The organism is Wolbachia endosymbiont (group A) of Rhinocyllus conicus (assembly GCF_947250775.1).
In the GTDB taxonomy this organism is placed as follows: Bacteria; Pseudomonadota; Alphaproteobacteria; order Rickettsiales; family Anaplasmataceae; genus Wolbachia.
Map to the genome: position 1 here is coordinate 1,362,537 of NZ_OX366349.1, position 17,675 is coordinate 1,380,211.

23 protein-coding genes are annotated in these 17,675 nt (G+C 35.5%); 21 read left to right on the forward strand and 2 right to left on the reverse strand.

Going from position 1 to position 17,675, the window contains the following annotated elements:
- The 18 genes from OOK92_RS06715 to OOK92_RS06800 all read left to right on the forward strand — a co-directional run bounded on the left by OOK92_RS06715 (window position 1) and on the right by OOK92_RS06800 (window position 12,471).
- Window positions 1-225 carry a gpW family head-tail joining protein gene (locus OOK92_RS06715; protein WP_114517459.1) on the forward strand — a complete coding sequence of 75 codons (225 nt, stop codon included), beginning with the start codon at window positions 1-3 and terminating at the stop codon, window positions 223-225.
- Entirely contained in the window at window positions 222-926 is a 705-nt protein-coding gene (locus tag OOK92_RS06720; protein WP_264735625.1) for a glycoside hydrolase family 25 protein, read from the forward strand. The genes OOK92_RS06715 and OOK92_RS06720 overlap by 4 nt, the downstream gene beginning before the upstream one ends.
- Window positions 923-2,341 (forward strand): phage portal protein, encoded by a 1,419-nt coding sequence (locus tag OOK92_RS06725; RefSeq protein ID WP_264735626.1) that lies wholly within the window; start codon window positions 923-925, stop codon window positions 2,339-2,341. The genes OOK92_RS06720 and OOK92_RS06725 overlap by 4 nt, the downstream gene beginning before the upstream one ends.
- Window positions 2,338-3,384 carry a S49 family peptidase gene (locus OOK92_RS06730; RefSeq protein WP_264735627.1) on the forward strand — a complete coding sequence of 349 codons (1,047 nt, stop codon included), beginning with the start codon at window positions 2,338-2,340 and terminating at the stop codon, window positions 3,382-3,384. The genes OOK92_RS06725 and OOK92_RS06730 overlap by 4 nt, the downstream gene beginning before the upstream one ends.
- Before the next feature lie 77 nt (window positions 3,385-3,461).
- Entirely contained in the window at window positions 3,462-3,830 is a 369-nt protein-coding gene (locus OOK92_RS06735; protein ID WP_077188124.1) for a head decoration protein, read from the forward strand.
- Between the two features lie 25 nt (window positions 3,831-3,855).
- A complete protein-coding gene (locus OOK92_RS06740) occupies window positions 3,856-4,860 on the forward strand; it encodes a major capsid protein (protein WP_264735628.1) in 1,005 nt (334 codons plus the stop codon).
- A complete protein-coding gene (locus tag OOK92_RS06745; protein ID WP_264735629.1) occupies window positions 4,860-5,171 on the forward strand; it encodes a head-tail joining protein in 312 nt (103 codons plus the stop codon). Before OOK92_RS06740 ends, OOK92_RS06745 begins: the two co-directional genes overlap by 1 nt.
- Window positions 5,164-5,676 (forward strand): phage tail protein, encoded by a 513-nt coding sequence (locus tag OOK92_RS06750; RefSeq protein WP_406722527.1) that lies wholly within the window; start codon window positions 5,164-5,166, stop codon window positions 5,674-5,676. Before OOK92_RS06745 ends, OOK92_RS06750 begins: the two co-directional genes overlap by 8 nt.
- Window positions 5,673-6,146: a hypothetical protein gene (locus OOK92_RS06755; RefSeq protein ID WP_138265010.1), complete on the forward strand. Its 474-nt coding sequence runs from the start codon at window positions 5,673-5,675 to the stop codon at window positions 6,144-6,146. The genes OOK92_RS06750 and OOK92_RS06755 overlap by 4 nt, the downstream gene beginning before the upstream one ends.
- Window positions 6,133-6,597: a phage baseplate assembly protein V gene (locus tag OOK92_RS06760; protein WP_208571542.1), complete on the forward strand. Its 465-nt coding sequence runs from the start codon at window positions 6,133-6,135 to the stop codon at window positions 6,595-6,597. Before OOK92_RS06755 ends, OOK92_RS06760 begins: the two co-directional genes overlap by 14 nt.
- Window positions 6,598-6,852 carry a PAAR domain-containing protein gene (locus OOK92_RS06765; RefSeq protein ID WP_213863528.1) on the forward strand — a complete coding sequence of 85 codons (255 nt, stop codon included), beginning with the start codon at window positions 6,598-6,600 and terminating at the stop codon, window positions 6,850-6,852.
- A gap of 2 nt (window positions 6,853-6,854) precedes the next feature.
- On the forward strand, window positions 6,855-7,190 hold the full coding sequence (locus OOK92_RS06770; protein WP_264735630.1) for a GPW/gp25 family protein: 336 nt from the start codon (window positions 6,855-6,857) through the stop codon (window positions 7,188-7,190).
- Between the two features lie 2 nt (window positions 7,191-7,192).
- A complete protein-coding gene (locus OOK92_RS06775) occupies window positions 7,193-7,975 on the forward strand; it encodes a baseplate assembly protein (protein ID WP_264735631.1) in 783 nt (260 codons plus the stop codon).
- Complete coding sequence (locus tag OOK92_RS06780) at window positions 7,975-9,135, forward strand: phage tail protein (RefSeq protein WP_264735632.1); 1,161 nt, start codon at window positions 7,975-7,977, stop codon at window positions 9,133-9,135. Before OOK92_RS06775 ends, OOK92_RS06780 begins: the two co-directional genes overlap by 1 nt.
- A 168-nt stretch (window positions 9,136-9,303) precedes the next feature.
- A complete protein-coding gene (locus OOK92_RS06785; protein ID WP_065095389.1) occupies window positions 9,304-10,014 on the forward strand; it encodes an ankyrin repeat domain-containing protein in 711 nt (236 codons plus the stop codon).
- A gap of 25 nt (window positions 10,015-10,039) precedes the next feature.
- On the forward strand, window positions 10,040-10,501 hold the full coding sequence (locus OOK92_RS06790) for an ankyrin repeat domain-containing protein (protein ID WP_264735633.1): 462 nt from the start codon (window positions 10,040-10,042) through the stop codon (window positions 10,499-10,501).
- Window positions 10,502-10,604: 103 nt separating this feature from the next.
- Entirely contained in the window at window positions 10,605-10,883 is a 279-nt protein-coding gene (locus tag OOK92_RS06795) for a hypothetical protein (protein ID WP_458694396.1), read from the forward strand.
- Window positions 10,792-12,471 (forward strand): recombinase family protein, encoded by a 1,680-nt coding sequence (locus tag OOK92_RS06800; RefSeq protein ID WP_264735634.1) that lies wholly within the window; start codon window positions 10,792-10,794, stop codon window positions 12,469-12,471. The genes OOK92_RS06795 and OOK92_RS06800 overlap by 92 nt, the downstream gene beginning before the upstream one ends.
- On the opposite strand, the gene recG is transcribed toward OOK92_RS06800, so the two are convergent.
- Window positions 12,465-14,504 carry an ATP-dependent DNA helicase RecG gene (gene recG / locus OOK92_RS06805; RefSeq protein WP_264735635.1) on the reverse strand — a complete coding sequence of 680 codons (2,040 nt, stop codon included), beginning with the start codon at window positions 14,502-14,504 and terminating at the stop codon, window positions 12,465-12,467. The genes OOK92_RS06800 and recG overlap by 7 nt on opposite strands.
- A gap of 170 nt (window positions 14,505-14,674) precedes the next feature.
- Between recG and OOK92_RS06810 the strand changes: the two genes are divergently transcribed.
- On the forward strand, window positions 14,675-15,520 hold the full coding sequence (locus OOK92_RS06810; protein ID WP_264735636.1) for a hypothetical protein: 846 nt from the start codon (window positions 14,675-14,677) through the stop codon (window positions 15,518-15,520).
- A gap of 3 nt (window positions 15,521-15,523) precedes the next feature.
- On the opposite strand, the gene miaA is transcribed toward OOK92_RS06810, so the two are convergent.
- Complete coding sequence (gene miaA, locus OOK92_RS06815) at window positions 15,524-16,417, reverse strand: tRNA (adenosine(37)-N6)-dimethylallyltransferase MiaA (RefSeq protein ID WP_253309493.1); 894 nt, start codon at window positions 16,415-16,417, stop codon at window positions 15,524-15,526.
- A gap of 75 nt (window positions 16,418-16,492) precedes the next feature.
- On the opposite strand from miaA, the gene OOK92_RS06820 reads away from it, so the two are divergent.
- Together OOK92_RS06820 and OOK92_RS06825 are read left to right on the forward strand one after the other, a co-directional pair.
- Window positions 16,493-16,963 (forward strand): hypothetical protein, encoded by a 471-nt coding sequence (locus OOK92_RS06820; protein ID WP_264735637.1) that lies wholly within the window; start codon window positions 16,493-16,495, stop codon window positions 16,961-16,963.
- 118 nt (window positions 16,964-17,081) lie between these two features.
- Entirely contained in the window at window positions 17,082-17,669 is a 588-nt protein-coding gene (locus tag OOK92_RS06825; RefSeq protein ID WP_253309491.1) for an L-threonylcarbamoyladenylate synthase, read from the forward strand.
- Window positions 17,670-17,675 lie beyond the last annotated feature (6 nt).

The window sequence follows — 17,675 nt, forward strand, 5'->3', positions numbered from 1 at the left end:
ATGTATAACGAAGATTATCTAATTCAAGTTGAACAAGCAATAAAGAAGCTTCAGAGTGGCGAAAGAGTGGTATCAATTGCATATGGTGACCATGTTGTGAGATATGCTGAAGTTCAGATAAATGATTTGCTCAGCCTCAGACAACGCATCAAAGGTGAACTAAAGATTGCTGGAATGAAGCCTAAACGAAAGATTATTTTTGCAACAAATAAAGGAGTTATATGAGGGAAAATTTTCTGAGAAAAGTTGTAAAAGAGGAATATTCTGAATTTTTAGAGCAATTAAAAACTTTTATAAAACTATGGGAGAATAGAGAGAGTCCAGTAAATGGAATAATAGATTTGTCACATTGGCAAGAAAATGTGGATTTTGAGTTAGCTAAAGAGAATGGTATAGTTGGAGTAATTCACAAGGCAACACAAGGGCTAAAATATGTGGATTCAAAGTATGCGAAGAGAAGAAAGAAAGCTGAAGAAGAAGGATTACTCTGGGGAGCATATCATTTTGGCACAGAAGGAAACGGCAAGAATCAAGCTGATCATTTTCTAAAAACGGTAGGCGAAAGCAAAAATACCATACTTGCGCTGGATATTGAAGAAAACAAAAGTGGCAAAAATATTGCAGTTAAGCAAGCTGAGGAATTTGTAAAGAGAGTTGAAGAAGTAACAGGAAGATTACCCCTAATTTATGGCAGTAGCTATTTTCTTAAGGATTTTGCCACGCCAACTTTGACAAAATGTCCATTATGGATAGCAAGCTGGAGAAAAGAGCTCACATTACCAAAAGGCTGGAATGATTGGATTTTATGGCAATATACTGACGGTAAAACAAATCCAGAGCCACATGAAGTAGAAGGAATCGGAAAATGTGACAGAAATAAATTTAACGGAACTTTGAAAGAATTAAGAGAATTTTGGTTAGTATGATGCTGAAAAATTTCAAACAACTATTTAGTAAGCCAAAAATCAAAAGTTCTGCTTGGGATGCGTCAGGCTCAGGAAGAAGAGTGATGTATTGGCAAGGAGAAACAGGAAGCATAAATAATTTACTTTCTCAGAGCCTTGGGCACTTACGTAGCCGCTCTCGGGATATGGTAAGAAAAAATCCATATGCAGCAAATATCATTGATACAATAGTAAGTAACTCTATTGGAACAGGAATAAAACCACAATCAAAAGCAAGAGATGGAGAATTTCGAAAGAAAGTGCAAGAATTATGGCTAAAATGGACAGATGAAGCAGATAGCTGTGGAATAAGTGATTTTTATGGATTACAAGCTCTAGTATGCAGAAGTATGATAGAGGGAGGAGAATGTTTTGTACGTTTAAGAACGAGAAAGCTGGAAGATAGATTTTCTGTGCCATTACAACTGCAAGTACTTGAGTCTGAACATTTAGATAATAAAACAAATCAAACTTTAGGAAATGGTAATGTAATAAGAAACGGGATTGAGTTTAACAAGCTTGGGCAAAGAGAAGCATATTACCTATTTAAAGAACACCCTGGTGAAGGCTCGTTTGGTGAATCAGTGAGAGTGCCAGCAAATGATGTTTTACATATTTATAGACCATTAAGACCTGGGCAAATCAGAGGGGAGCCTTGGCTTTCTAATATACTGCTGAAGCTTTATGAGCTTGATCAATATGATGATGCAGAGCTGGTGAGAAAGAAAACTGCAGCAATGTTTGCTGGATTTATTACGAGACTCGATCCAGAAGCAAATATCATGGGAGAAGGTGAAGCAAGTGAGCAAGGAGTAGCACTATCTGGCCTGGAACCTGGAACAATGCAGCTTTTAGACCCAGGAGAGGACATAAAATTTTCAGAGCCATCAGATGTTGGAGGAAGTTATGAAGCATTCATGAGACAGCAACTGAGGGCAATAGCAATAGGTACAGGAATAACATATGAGCAGCTAACAGGAGATTTAACAGGTGTTAATTATTCATCCATTCGAGCAGGGCTGATAGAGTTTCGCAGAAGGTGTGCAATGTTACAGCATAACGTGATAGTGTTCCAGTTTTGTAGACCTATTTGGAATAGATGGCTAGAATTAGCAGTGCTTTGTGGAGAACTGAGTATAGATGAAAAAGTAGTAAAAGCAGCGAAAGAAGAAGTAAAATGGATACCACAGGGATTTGATTGGGTGGATCCACTGAAAGATCAGCAAGCACAACAAATGGCAGTAAGAAATGGATTTAAGAGTCGATCGGAAGTAGTATCAGAAATGGGTTACGATGTTGAAGAAATAGATCAAGAAATAGCAGAAGATCAAAGACGTGCAAGCGAACTGGGTTTAAGTTTTGATTCTGAGGTTACTGCAAATCAAGAGGTGATATGAAACAACAATGGCTAAACAGATGTGTAATGGTAGAACCAAGGAGTTTTGAGTTACTGTCACTACAAACAGGAAAGCAGCCTATCTTTAAAAATATAAAACATGCAGTAAGAAATAGTGAAAGAGGAATAATACCGATACATGGCATTTTAACTAAAAAACCTGGTGCATTTGATGAAATGCTCGGAATGACATCATATGAGCAAATAGAAGAACAAATTACACAAGCATTAGCAGATAGTAGCATAGAGACAATTATACTGGAAATAGATAGCCCCGGAGGAGAGGTAAACGGTATATTTGACCTAGCTGACTTTATTTATGAATCAAGAGCAAAAAAGAGGATAATAGCGATAGCAAATGATGATGCATATTCTGCTGCGTACGCTATAGCCTCTAGCGCTGAAAAGGTATTTGTGAGCAGAACCTCAGGAGTAGGAAGCATAGGGGTAATTGCAAGTCATATAGATCAAAGTGGATTTAATGAAAAATGTGGAATAAAATATACCACAGTATTTGCAGGAAGTAGAAAAAATGATTTAAATCCACATGAGCCAATGACGTCTGAAAGTCTGGAAAGCTTACAAAAAGAAGTAGACCGACTATATGAAATGTTTGTGCAGCTAATAGCGAGGAACAGAGGTCTTTCAATTGAAAAGATTCGATCAACGGAGGCAGGGCTATATTTTGGCGAGAGAGCAATAGAAATAGGTCTTGCAGATGGAATTACAATTCTTTCATCTATTAATAAAAACAGGAGTATTACTATGAATGAACAAACTACAACTGACCTAGAAACTGATAATTTAACTAAGTATCGTAATGAAGTTCTTGAATTAATACGTTTATGTAACTTATCACGAATGCCAGAGAAAATAGAAGAATTTATAGAGCAAGGCGTAAGTATTGAGCAAGCCAGGGAAGTTTTAATGGAATTACTTGCAGAGAGAACGAAAAAGACAGAGATACTGAGTGCAATACCGCAGAATTCAGGAGAAGAGTTGATGATGGAGGTAGCAAGGACTAGAGCGCAATCAAGTATTTAAGTTTTTTTATAACCGCCGCGTACAACAATTACAAACATGGCGGTAAAACTAAAGGGGAAAATAAATGAGGAAATTTTATGAGTTGTATAATCGAACAAAATAATCTAGGTGACTTATTAAAGTATGAGGCATCAAGTCTATATTCAAGAGACCAAATAACGGTAGCCAAGGGACAAAATCTTAAACTTGGTACAGTTGTTGGTAGTGATAAGGATAACATGATTAAGATAATAAATCCAACTGCAACAGATGGTACACAAACAGCAATAGGTGCGATAGTAAGTGATGTAAATGCGACAGAAAATGCCAAAGCAGTAATCATTACACGTATAGCAATGCTAGCAGATCATGCAATTGTGTGGCCAACAGGTATCACTGAAGAGCAAAAAGCTGCAGCAATAAAGCAACTTGAAGGACGAGGGATCATTGTCCGCAAGGGAGTGTAACTTAAATTAATAAGGGGGAAAAAGAATGCAAAATCCATTTACGAATACAGCATTTAGCATGACGGCACTAACAAATGCGATGAATATATTGCCGATAAATTATGGACGTGTTGAAAATTTAAATTTGTTTCCAAGTAGGTCAGTAAGATTTAGACATATTACGATAGAAGAACACAACGGAGTGTTAAGTTTACTACCAACGCAAGTACCCGGAGCACCAGCAACAGTAGGAAAAAGAGGAAAAAGAAAGATAAGAACATTTACGATTCCGCACATTCCGCATGATGATGTAGTGCTGCCAGAAGAAGTACAAGGAATAAGGGCATTTGGATCAGAGAGTGAACTTAAAGCGCTTGCAGATGTAATAATTGATCATTTGCAGCTAATGAGAAACAAACATGCAATAACATTAGAGCATTTGCGAATGGGAACGCTCAAAGGAATAATTTTAGATGCTGATGGGTCAGAATTATTAAATCTGTACAACGAATTTGAAATAACACCAAAAGTAGTAAATTTTGCCCTTGGAACAGCAACAACTGACGTAAAACGTAAGTGTCTGGAAGTACTCCGGCACATAGAAGATAATCTAAGTGGTGAATATATGACTGGAATTCATGCCTTGGTAAGCCCTGAGTTTTTTGATGCATTAACTTCTCATGCTAAAGTAAAAGAAGCATATGAAAGATGGCAAGAAGGAGCAGCACTTCGAAATGATATGAGGTCAGGATTTACGTTCTGTGGCATAACATTTGAGGAATATAGAGGGCAAGCAACTGACCCTGAAGGAACCGTAAGAAGATTTATTGAGAAAGATACAGGGCACTGTTTTCCAGTAGGAACAGCAAGCACATTTACAACATATTTTGCACCAGCAGATTTTAATGAAACAGTGAATACTCTTGGACAGCCACTCTATGCAAAACAAGAGCCAAGAAGATTTGATAGAGGAACTGATTTACATACGCAGTCGAATCCATTGCCAATGTGCCATCGTCCGGGAGTTTTGGTAAAAATTAGTTCTAGTTGATGAATATAGGAAAATTATTGGAAGATTGTTTTGAGCATTTAGGAGTGGAAGCCACATATTGTAATAAAAACAAGGAGGGCATTCGTAGAATAAAAGTGCTAATTAAACGTCCTGATACTACGTACTCTCTAGGTGCAGATGGAGCATTAACTCAGCAAATTGCTTCTGTAGAAATACGTGATCAGGACGTTACTTCCTTTAGCATAGGCGATTATATCAAGATTGAAAAAAGGTTCTACAAGATTTTTGAACCACCGTTAAAAGATTCTTCGAGTGAAATATGGAAAATTGAAGCAATAGAAAGTGTTTGATATTAAAATTAGTAACAATATTAATGAAATAATCTCCAATATTGAAAGAAAAGAGCAGAAAATAAAACTGGCAGCTATAAAAGCGTTAAACAAAACGGCACTATGGTTAAAAGCGCAAGCAGCTAAGGAAATCAGTGAGGAAAAGAGAATAAAATTAAGTTTGATAAGAAAGAGATTAAGAATTTTTAAGGCAAAAACTAGCAGATTAGAAGTGTTAATTAGAGCAAATCTCTATGACATTAGAGCATCGACAATTGGTAAAATACAAAAAACAAGAAGAGGATCGAAAGTAGGAAAGCATGAGTTTATAGGAGGATTTGCAGCAGTTATGCCAAAAGGAAATAGCGGTATGTTTAAACGTGAAGGAAGAGCAGCATTGCCAATAAAGGAAGTTAAATTGTCACTCGAACCTGAGGCTTCAAGGATAATAGGGAATCTTGTTAATTATGAGGTTGAGGAAGTGTTTGAAAAGTTCTTTGAACGTGATATTACAAGAAATATATGAATTTTAAAGATTTGCATAACGCAATCTGCACTACGCTGAAGAAAGAAATACCAGCAATTCAAACTTGTGAAATTTATCCATCGATAAGGAAAGAATTATTAGCGCCAGCGTTATTTGTAGAGCTTGTGAGTTTAGAATCGGGAAAAGATCCAGGAACAGAAGAATTAGCACTGAAAGCAAGATTTGAAGCACGAATTGTGATTGATAGCACAATAGAAAATGCAGCTATTATTGTCAGAACATTAGCTGCTGAGGTGGCAAAAGTTGTAAACAAAAATACATGGAATATAAAAAATGTTTCACCAGGAGAATTTATCTCTGCAGAAATTGACGGATTTAGACCCGAATTAGATGCATATTTGGTGTGGATGGTTGATTGGAGTCATCAGCTTCATTTAGGTAAATCTATATGGACAGAAAATAAGATTAAGCCACATACGATTATAATAGAAGAAAATGTTAGAGAGTAATTTTGCTATTTCAGAGCTGCAAAGAAAGTTAGCAAACATTGTACGAATAGGAGTTGTAAAAGAAGTAGATTATGAGAAAGCAAAAGTAAGAGTGAAGATAGGAGAACTTTTAACAGATTTTCTTCCATGGATAACTTCTAGAGCAGGAGAGGAAAGAAGCTGGCTACCACCAAGCATAAATGAACAGGTAGTAATATTGTCACCATTGGGAGAGTTATCATTAGGAGTAGTACTAGCTGGAATATATCAACAGAAGTATGCTGCACCAGAGAATAAAAAAGAAATAAATAGTGTGAAGTTTCAGGATGGAACAAGATTGTTATATGATAAAGAGAAGCATCATTTAGAGATTGAAGTAGTAGACAAAATAACACTGAAAGCTGGGGAATCGAGCATAGAGATGACGAAGAGCGAAATAAAACTGAAAGCAGATAGAATAAACCTTAATTAAATGAATAAATCGGTTGTACGAGTAGGAGATTATTGTGTAGAAGTAACACCGCATTTTTGCATTAGTGGGAGTAACAATGTTTTTGTAAATGGTAAGCCAATGTGCAGACAAGGAGAAAGTTTTAGTGAAGGAGAAGTAATGGTTCAAGGATCAAAAACAGTGTTTGCAAATGGGTTTGGAGCGGGAAGAGTAGGAGATATAGTTTCATGTGGGTTTAAAGTAATAAAAGGCAGTGAAAACGTGTTTGCAGGCTAAAAATGAAAGGGATGGACTCCAAAACAGGAAAAGAATTAGAAGGAATAGAACATCTGAAACAATCAATAATTGATATACTGACCACTCCTATTAACAGTAGAACAATGAGGAGAGATTATGGGTCAAGACTATTTGAATTAGTAGATAAGCCAATAAATAGAGATTTAACTTTGGAAATCTATTCAGCAGTAGCAGAAGCTCTACAAAGGTGGGAGGAAAGATTTAAGCTAGAAAAAGTAAAAATGACAGAGGTGAAAGAAGGAAAAGTAACGCTTGATCTAGAAGGATTATACTTACCAAGCGGGAAAAACATTCATTTTGATGAAATTGTAGTTTAAAGATGAAGCAGCTAAATATTGTAGAAAAGCTGAGTTATGAAGAAATCTTTTCGAGAATGAAAGAAGAGTTAGTCCGTAGAGATGAAACCTTTTCAGGATTAGTAGAATCGGATCCAGCAATGAAGGTATTAGAAGTAGCAGCATGGAGAGAGTTGTTACTCAGACAAAGGATAAACGAAGCTGTAAAGGGTAATTTACTAAAATTTGCAACGGGAGAAGATCTTGATAATTTAGCTGAGTTTTATGGAGTGGAGAGGCAAAAAGAAGAAGATGATGAACGATTTAGAAAAAGAATTAAAGCAAAGATAGTAGCGTGTGGAAGCAAGGAGTATTATAGGTATCATGCACTGTCGGCAGATAGTAGAGTAAAAGATGCATTAGTAGAATCACCTATACCAGGAAAAGTACAAATTTCAATCTTATCAACAACAACTGGCATAGTGTCAGAAGAGCTACTAGAAATTGTAAAAAAGCAGGTTACTAGAGATGATATAAGGGTTTTAACAGATACAGTAACAGTAGTTGGTTGCAATATTACGGAAATAGATATTCACAGCAGAATGAGCATAAGTCCTGTGATATCGAAGGAGGAAATCAAGAAGCAGTTCATTAAGAAGTTTGAAGCAAATAGAAGGCTGGGATGGAGTGTGACAAGATCATGGATAATAGCGAATCTATTTGTAGAGGGTGTAGAAAATGTGGAATTAATCGAGCCAAAAGAAGATGTTGTAGTGCTAGGAAATGAATGTGCAAATTTGCGAAATTTAAAGATTGAGTTGAATTAATGTTACTGCCACCAAATGCAACAAAACAGGAAAAAGCGCTAGTAGATGCGATAGATTATAAAGTAGATCCAAGCTGTATCAGGGGATTTAAGTTTAGATTGGAAGAAGAAACATTGCCGTGGATAATAGAAGAATATGGTTTAGAAGAAATACTACGCTGGGTAAAAGATAAAAGAAGAGCCATAGTAGAAGGAGTAAAATTTCAAAGACTGCGAGGAACACCTAAATCACTTAAAATAGCACTCAAGTGGGCAAATATAGAAGACATTACAATCATCGAAGAACCACCCGGTAAACACTTTTTTGAGTTGCAAGTAGGGATAAAAGAGGTACCAAATGACTTCTTCGTAGATGCAGTAGTAGAGCTGGCAAAACTATCACTGCCTGTAAGATCCAGATTGATGAGGATTTTTAACGATTATTATAATGCGCAAAGATTTATATTGGATGAGAGTTTATTTGGAGATCTTCTTTCTGACTATTCAGGGGTAAAAATAGAAAAAGATGGACCGGTGTTATTGTTTGGAAGAGTAAATTTCTTCAGGTTTAGTGTTACGTCAATTAAGGTTATAGAGAGTTATCTACGCAACCATTATGAACAAACATTTAGTAATGACATATATCGATTAGATGTAGCAGTACTTGGAGAAACAGAGCCTCATACAAAAGATTACAAAGGCGTCTATGAAAGAAGTCATCAGTGGTATAACTTAAAAGCACTATATCCATTACCACAGAGTTTATTACCAGAAATTAAGTTTGCGAAGGCGCAAGTTATATTATCGGACAGTTGGAACTTAGAAGAAATAAATGCGTGCTTTCCGGTTGGTAGCATAGAAGAAGAAGGAAATAAATTTGTATTGGGAAACGATAAACTTTCATGGCAACGTTGGAATTTAAAACACAAACCAATTTTAGAAAGGTTTAGCGTTACTCACAACTATAAAGTAGAAAATTATACAGATCAGAAGGTCAGAAAATATGTTTTAGCAGAACACAACGTTTACTATAAAAATGATTTGGATTCAGAGCAAAAAGACTCAATACACGAATTAGAAAAGCACATTTTAGTATTTTACCCGGGAGTACTGAAGTGGCATGAACATCGACATTTGCACAGAAGTTGGAAAGATAGTCGAATAATATCTCTAATAAGTTAAGTACTTATATTTAGATACTCATATATTATATTAATAATAGGTAAAAGTGTATGAAATAAAAAGAAAAAGACTTGCTTTCTCATGCTAAAAAGGACATGACTTGAATAGCAGCAGGTAAATATAAGAAATTTGTCTGGTGCTAGAAAAGCTAATTTTGTGAGGTATGAAATGAGTTTTAGCAAGAGTAAGTTTTTTAAAGAAGTATCAAGTAACGGATTTAAAGACATTAATAAAAGAAATGAAGAAGGAGAGACGATCTTGCATCAAGCAGTAGAAATCTCTGATTACAAAACAGTGAGATTATTAATAAAAAAAGGAGCAGAGGTAAATGCAAGAGATAAAAATGGTTATACACCTCTACACTGTGCAGTATTCGCAAAGAGTTTAGAAAATGTAAAAGTGCTGCTAAGGTCGGGAGCAGAAGTAAATGCCACTCAATATGTCACTGGATGTACGCCACTCCACTCTGCGTGCAAGATGGGAGGAGCAGGAGTTGAAATAATAAAAGAGCTGGTAAAGGCTGGAGCTGAAGTTAATCAACTGAATAAGTACGGCGCAACGCCAATGTATTACATCTGGGAAAGTGAAAAGTATCGTCTATGTGATAGCAAAGAGAGTGAAAAGGCGAGTAAATTTTTGAGAGAAAAAGGAGGAATAACAAAAAGTAGAGAACTGACGTGCTATGGAATAGAGGGGCTAGTGGGAGAAATAGCAGACATGTTGAATGGAAGCTACATGCCGGAGCTAAAAATAATAGAGATAGGAGAAATAAGGAAGAGAGACAAATCGCTAATAAAGAAAGAATGTCAAAATTTAGCAAGCAAGATAATCAGCCAAGTGAATGCAATGATAGATGAGGTGGTAAAAAGGAAGGCTTAGGTTTAAAGAAAAGGTGGGGTAAGTTATGGTAAAGCTGGGTAAAAAAGATAAGTCACTATTAGAGAACTCGTTTAAAAATATTTATGAAAGAGACGAAAAAGGAAGAACAGCTCTACATTATGCAGTAGAGGTAAAAACAGTGAGGTTATTAATCGAAAAAGGAGTAGATGTGAATGCAGCAGATGTAAGAGGACATACAGCACTGCATCTAGCGATAACGGAGAAACGTCTAGAAACAGTTAGAGAATTGATAAAATCAGGAAGGAATGTAAATGCTGAAGAGTATGGCAATAAATGCACTCCGCTGCATCTTGCATGTATGGTAGGAGAAAAAGAAATAGTGGAGGAGCTAGTAAAAGCAGGGGCTGAAATAGAGCAAGCAGATAAATTTGGAATAACAGCGATGGATTATGCGAAAAATAGCAAAGAAATAGCCGAGGTATTAAAGAAAGAAACAGAGAAAATGGAAAGTTTGTTAAAAAAATAAGAGTCGTATCAGAAAGCGCAACAGCAGTTGGCAAAGGAAGGGCTAGACCAAATTTGAAGGCTGTAGCTGATAAAAGTTGGTCTTTTTCATAAGAGTAAATGGATTGATGGAAAAAAGGAGTGGTAAGGCTCCTTGCACTACAAAAACATTTGCAGGAGAAACTATGAGAAAAAGAACATTAACTTGCCGATACGAGCCAGATGAATTAGCGGAACAACATCTAGCAGACGCCTATGAGCTGTTACTAAGGTATGCGGTAAAAAGAAACAATGAAAAGGAGATAAAGAAAAATGATAACAGTGGCCTTATATGCAAGAGTTTCATCGAAGAGTCAAGCGCAGAACAATACAATAGAGAGTCAAATTGCCGAGCTCAAGCATAGAATTGCTGCAGATAAGCATGAGTTATTGAATGAGTATGAATTTAAGGATGATGGGCTTAGTGGATGGAGTTTAGAACGTGAAGGTTTAGATGCATTACGTGATAAAGTAGGAGAAGATCAAATTGATAAAATTTATATTCATTCACCTGACCGACTATCAAGAAAATCTGCACATCAAATGATATTACTTGATGAATTTGAAAAAGCAGGAGTAGAAGTAATATTCTTAAATCATAAGACTGAAAATAATCCAGAGTCTAAATTGTTATTGGGAATGCAAGGATTAGTGGCAGAGTATGAGTGTACAAAGATTATGGAACGTAGTCGTAGGGGAAAACTCCATAGAGCAAAAAAAGGCTGTGTAAGTGTAATTGGCATTGCACCTTTTGGTTATAATCGTATAAAGCATGTAGATAGAGAAAAGACAAAGTTTGAAATAAATGAAGAGGAAGCAAAAATAGTAAAGCAGATATTCATGTGGGTAGGGCAAGAGAGAATAAGTATAAGGGAAGTGATACGTAGACTAAGAGATAAGTCAATTAGAACAAGAACTGGAAAGAAGGTGTGGTGTCCAATAATAATTTGGAAGGTATTAAGAAATCCAGCATATAAAGGACAAGCAGCGTTTGGTAAATTAAAGAGGGTTGAAAGAAGAGAAAGAAATAAACAAAAGGTTTCTATCTGTCGCACAGATGAGGACAGCTGGATTTATATACCAGTACCAAAAATAGTTGATGAAGGGTTATTTAATAAAGTACAAAAGCAACTGGATGAAAATAGAAAAAGAGCAAGGATGCAGAGAGAGGGAGGAAAAAAGAAATATCTATTACAAGGTCTAGTTGTGTGTCAAAACTGTGGATATGCGTATAGTGGTGCACAATGTGGAGTTGAGGGAAAAAAGTTTAGCTATTATCGCTGTAGTAGTACTATACGTATTACTGATGGTAGGGAGAAGTGTACTAATAAATTGGTCCGTACAGATATGTTAGAAACAGCTATATGGGAAAAGGTGAAAAATTTACTAAAAAACCCAGAGATAATAAAAAATGAGTATCACCGTAGAATTGCAGAAAATAAAAATGATGAATCATCAGATAAGAAGTTTGCAAGAAGGGAAAATCAAATAAAACAAGGCATCGAAAAGTTAATGGAAGACTATTATAGTCAAGAAAATGTAGGAGATAAAGGATATATAAGTGAGGAAGAATTTAAACAGACGATGAAAAGAATGAGGGAACGCTTAAGAGGGATAGAAGAAGAGAAGAAAAAGGTAGTTGATCAAAAAGCAATAGAGAAGGGAATGAACCTTATCATCAACAGTATAAAGAGTCTTTATACTAGTATAAAATCGAACTTGGAACAGCTAGATTGGCAAACTAAGCGTGGTATCATTAAAGCATTAGTAGAACGAATTCAGATTAGTCATGACCAGGTAGAGGTGGCATTTAGAATCGAAGAACCAGCCCAGGATGGAGAGATTTTTAATTTGCAACATTGTACTGGACGTCATGATAAGGGGGCTGGCGGAGTTTGTCAAGGAATTTTTGCATTTAATTCGTTTCTGCGAGCTACCTGGTTTTCCTACTGAAATTTTGAAAAATGTAATCTACTTCTATATTCAAATATATCAAGCAGTAATTCAAAATCAGCCATTGCACCTTTTGCGTTATTATACGCGAGATTGAGCAGCTCTTTGTCCTGATATAAATCAGCAAATTTAAATTCCATACATCCTGATTGTTTTGTGCCTAAAATATCTCCACTGCCTCTTAGCATCATATCCCTTTCAGCAATGTAAAATCCGTCCTGTGACTCACACATGATCTTTAACTTTGAAGATGAGCTTTTACTTAAATTATCGTATAATAATACACAAAAAGATGGCTTGTTTCCTCGCCCTACTCTGCCTCTTAACTGATGTAATTGCGATAACCCAAATTGCTCTGCATTTTCTATAATCATAATGGTTGCATCTGGCACATCTATACCAACTTCTATCACAGTGGTTGCAACAAGCAAAGAAAATTCATTTCTTTTGAAGGAAAACATAACTTGATCTTTCTGCTCCTGAGTCAATTTTCCGTGTATTATCCCGACTCTATCAAAAAATGTTTTTTGTAATTCCTGAAAACGCATCTCTGCTGCAGCAATATTGGTCTCTTCGTTTTCTTCTATATATGGACAAATCCAATATGCTTTTTCGCCCCTGTTTATAGCACCTTTTAGCTTTTCAATAACATCTGGCACCCTACTAATGTTCATAGTTACAGTTTTTATTGGCAATCTGGATTTTGGTTTTTCTCTCAAAATTGAACATTCAACGTCACCATACATAGCTTGCTGCAAGGTTCTTGGAATGGGAGTTGCAGTAACGAAAAGTATATCGGCATTTTCTCCTTTTCCTACCAAGCGATTTCTCTGCATCACTCCAAATCGCTGTTGCTCGTCTATGACTGCAAGCCCTAAATTTTTAAATGTAACGTTAGCTTGAAATAACGCGTGGGTGCCAATCACTATATTTAAAACACCACTTGCAAGTTCGTTCATGATAATCTTTCTTTCCTTGCGCGAAGTTTTACCAGTAAGCAGCGCAACTTTTATATCGGTACAGGATAAAACTTCCTCAATCCAATTATAATGTTGCTCCGCCAAGATAGTAGTCGGTGCCATTAGAGCTACCTGCATGTTGTTTTCTACCACATTTAGCATCGCAAAAAGTGCAACTACGGTTTTGCCACTACCAACATCACCTTGCAGCAAGCTCATCATGCGATACTTGGATTTTTGCCTCTCTGAAATTTCATCTATTGCACGAATTTGATCGTTTGTTAATTGAAACGATAATTCATTTAAAACTTGCTCTTTATATTTATTCAATACTATAAATTCTCTTCCCCTTTTTTTTACATGATTTTCTCTTGCAAGTTTCAGTGCTAGCTGATACGCAAACAATTCATCATAAGCAAGCCTTTTTCTACAAACCTCGGCTTCCGCCAATGAGCTTGGTCTGTGCAACTTTATGATGCTTTCCCTCCAACTTAGCCATTTTTTTTGCTTGATTAATGTATCATCTATCCACTCTGGCAAATCAGGCAATTCTTTCAGGTTAGAGCTTATTATGTTCCCAATGCTCTTATTGGTAATGCCACGGCATAATTGGTAGACTGGCTCTATGCGAGCTATTTCTTTAAATTGGTTGATGTCAAGCGACACGTAATCTGGATGAGTAATCTGCCAATGCTCAGCAAATTTTTCGAGTTTGCCACTGATGATTACATAGGCTCCAACTGGAAATAGTTTATATAAATACTTAACTGAGTGATTAAAAAAGACTATGAATATATACTGACTCTCACTTTCAACGACTATTTTATATGGTCTACCTCTAAAAGTGGGCGACTGATGCTCATGAACTTTTGCCATGAAAGTTGTAAATTCTCCAACTTGAGTATCAAGTAGTGACTTACTTCTATCTATATAACCAAGCGGCCTATAAAACAGCAGGTCCATCACTTTGTTCCCACCACAGAGTTTAGGTAATATTGCGGAATGGAACTTAAGCATATTTTCCAGCTTGCCATTTAGAAAAGCCAGCACATCTAATTGCTCATTGAGATTCATACATGTGTAAAACTGTTTATCAATAATAGAGTCTTCTTAAGATCCTGTCACCTTATAGTCAAACTATTTGCTATCATAGAACTTGCGTTTATATAAAATATTTTTATTGACTTATTAATCATTTTTATGTACTATTATACTATTAGTAATTCATATACAGGGTATTAACAATGAATAGCTTTATACCACAAGAAAAGGAAAATCCAATAGTTACACTAAAAGCTCAAGCAGAAAAGTTTGGTTTTAGTAAGTTAAGAGCTGGTAAAGACAATGCTGAAGCAAACTCTGGTGAACAGATGTATAAAGACATCAATAGAATGGATTTTGTTATTAATGGTAAAAGTATAGACCAAAACTTTATTAATCAATTATATGCAAAACACGCTAGCTTGATTGAAAACAACAAAAATGGAGAAAAGAATTATTGCCCATTTGCAAAAGAAGTTTTTAAGGAAATGTTCAAATATGCTGAAGCAAAAGTTCCAAGTGATTCTATCCTAGAAGAACTAGTTACCAATTGTAATCAGGCAGGGCATGAAGCTGGTGTATTGATAGAATCTCAACTTGCACTTGGCCAACATTCATTTCTAGTATTCTCCCCTAAAAGAGTAATGAATATTGATTATATTGACCAAAATAATGTAAGTATTAGATCGGATATGAAATTACCGATATTTTTCCAAAGGAGCGATGGTAAAGCCGGTGACAAGGTGTGTGATCTATCCAGTTCAATTGAATTCACAATTGAATCTCAAAATGATAAAGATGATGTAACATATAAAGATGGTAAATTGTCACTTACTGCTCCTCGAGAACTGAAAAATTACAAAATTGATGGCAAAAATTTATTTGATATTATTAAAGAGTATTTCCAGAAATTTTGCGAGAAGTTAGGATTTAAGTTTGAAGCAGAGGTAGAACATAGTTTAGGTAATCCACTAGAAGTAAACAGCCATCTGGAAAATATGGAACCGCCCATTCATAGCAATGAGCATGGAAATACACCTGGAAACTAACAATTAAAATATTTCAAGCGCTGTTAGCTCATTTGCACAATCAATTACTTCAGAACTTGGGAACTGGTTTTTAAACCAAGTGTACTGGCGTTTTGCGTAGTGTCTTGTGTTTGTTTGAGCAATCTGTATCGCTTCGTCTAAAGTAATCTCACCTTTCAAATACTTTACAATTTCTGGCACTCCATGTGCTTTCATAGCTGGCAAATGTGGAGCTAAGTTCATACTAAGTAGCTTTTTTACTTCATCAATTGCTCCATTTTCGATCATTTTGATAAAACGAGAATTTATTTTTTGGTATACATCCTCACGTTTAGGCAAAATTGTATATATCTTAAAATTATCGAATAAAGGAGGCTGTCTATTTTCTTGCCATACAAAGATTGTCTTACCAGTTTCAGTGATAACTTCAAGTGCCCTTGAAAGGCGGTGCGAGTCATTCATGAATACTTTACCTTGAATCCTTGGATCTTTGCTTAGCACTAATTTGTAAAACTCCTCTTTACTTAAATTTTTCCTTAATTCGCTTACATTTTTCCTTACTTTCTGACTTATTTGTGGCATTGATGATAAGCCTTTGATTAAACTGCTGATGTAAAGCCCGCTTCCTCCAGTGATGATAGGTATTTGAGCATTTTCTAATGCGTGATTAACTTCTTTTTCTAAATCCTCTAACCATAGACCCACGGAATAATTTTCTTTTGCTGAAACATAACCATATAATTTATAAAATTCTTCTTGCTTTAGTGGTTGAGCAGTAATTATGGGAATTTCTTCATATACCTGCTTTGAATCACAATTTATTATGCTGATATTATTATATTTTTTTATCAGGTTATCACACAATTCTGATTTACCTGAAGCTGTAATTCCTGTAATAATTACTATATTATTTTTCATTTATATTAATTTAATTAACATATGATAGAGTGTAGTAAAAATTTGGGTCCTAAAATCTAAAGTTTGGAGATTTTTATGGCAGAAAACAACGACAATAATTCATTTATTAAGCGTTTCACAAACAGGACTCCTGGCGGTACAGGGGAAGGTTTTTCCAGTAAGTATTCGTCTCAAAACACCAAAGAACGGGCATTAGGGGAAAAAGGGAAAATTTCTGAATTAGCAAACAAAAAAACCGAATCCAAGGAAGCTTTTTCTGAAAGTGGCGGCATAAAAAGTAAAAGCAGAACTGTCAATGAAAGATCTTTTGCTGATGCAACAAAAAGAAGTAGGTCAGATCTTATATATTTAGTCCGTGGTAAAGATCGTGGAAAATCAGCGTGGCATTATGTATTAGTTGATAAAGAGAAAAGAGAAATGTTTCTAGCAAAAAGCAGAACTGGCTCTATAGATGTTGCAGACTATGGAGAGATTTTGTATTCAGGATGGGGAGAGGATCCACCACAGGCAATAGTTGATAAAGTCAATGAAGAGTTTGGGTTGTAGCAAGTCTGCATAACAAATGGTAAGCTGCGTTGCATTACGTTCACAAAAACTAGCAGTTACTATATAAGATACAATGCAACAAAACTGATCTAGTTGTTATGAATAAGTTTTTAGCTATATGGTATCTAAAATAATAAATGCAATACAGAACAACTTGTTAGTGTGTTTTCCAACAGAAACAGTGTATGCTCTTGCTTGTAATGCATTAAATAATGAATCTATAGGAAAAATATATCAGATAAAGAAACGCTCTCAAAATAAACCACTGTCTATATTTGTTAGTGATATTTGCAGCTTGATGAGAATAGCAAAGCTAGAGAAAAAGTATATTGGTTTAGTAAATCACTTTTCTCCTGGACCGATTACCTATATTTTACCACTTAAAAACAATAATATATTGCCAAACGAATTCTTTAAAGATAGTATAGGCATCAGAATCCCTGAGCATCCTATTGCAATTTCAATACTAAACAAACTGAAAGTTCCAATAGTTGCAACTAGTATAAATATTTCAGGAGAAAAAAGTGTATGTAAGGCAGACGATATACCACAATCCATTAAGCAACATTTATCTGCAGTGATTGAAGATGATGAATTAGTTTCTGGTATAGAATCTACTATTATTGACTTAACCGAAGATAAGATTAAGGTTTTAAGGGAAGGTGCAATTTTATTACAAACAGTAACCAATGCATTTTCAAACTAAGATCTA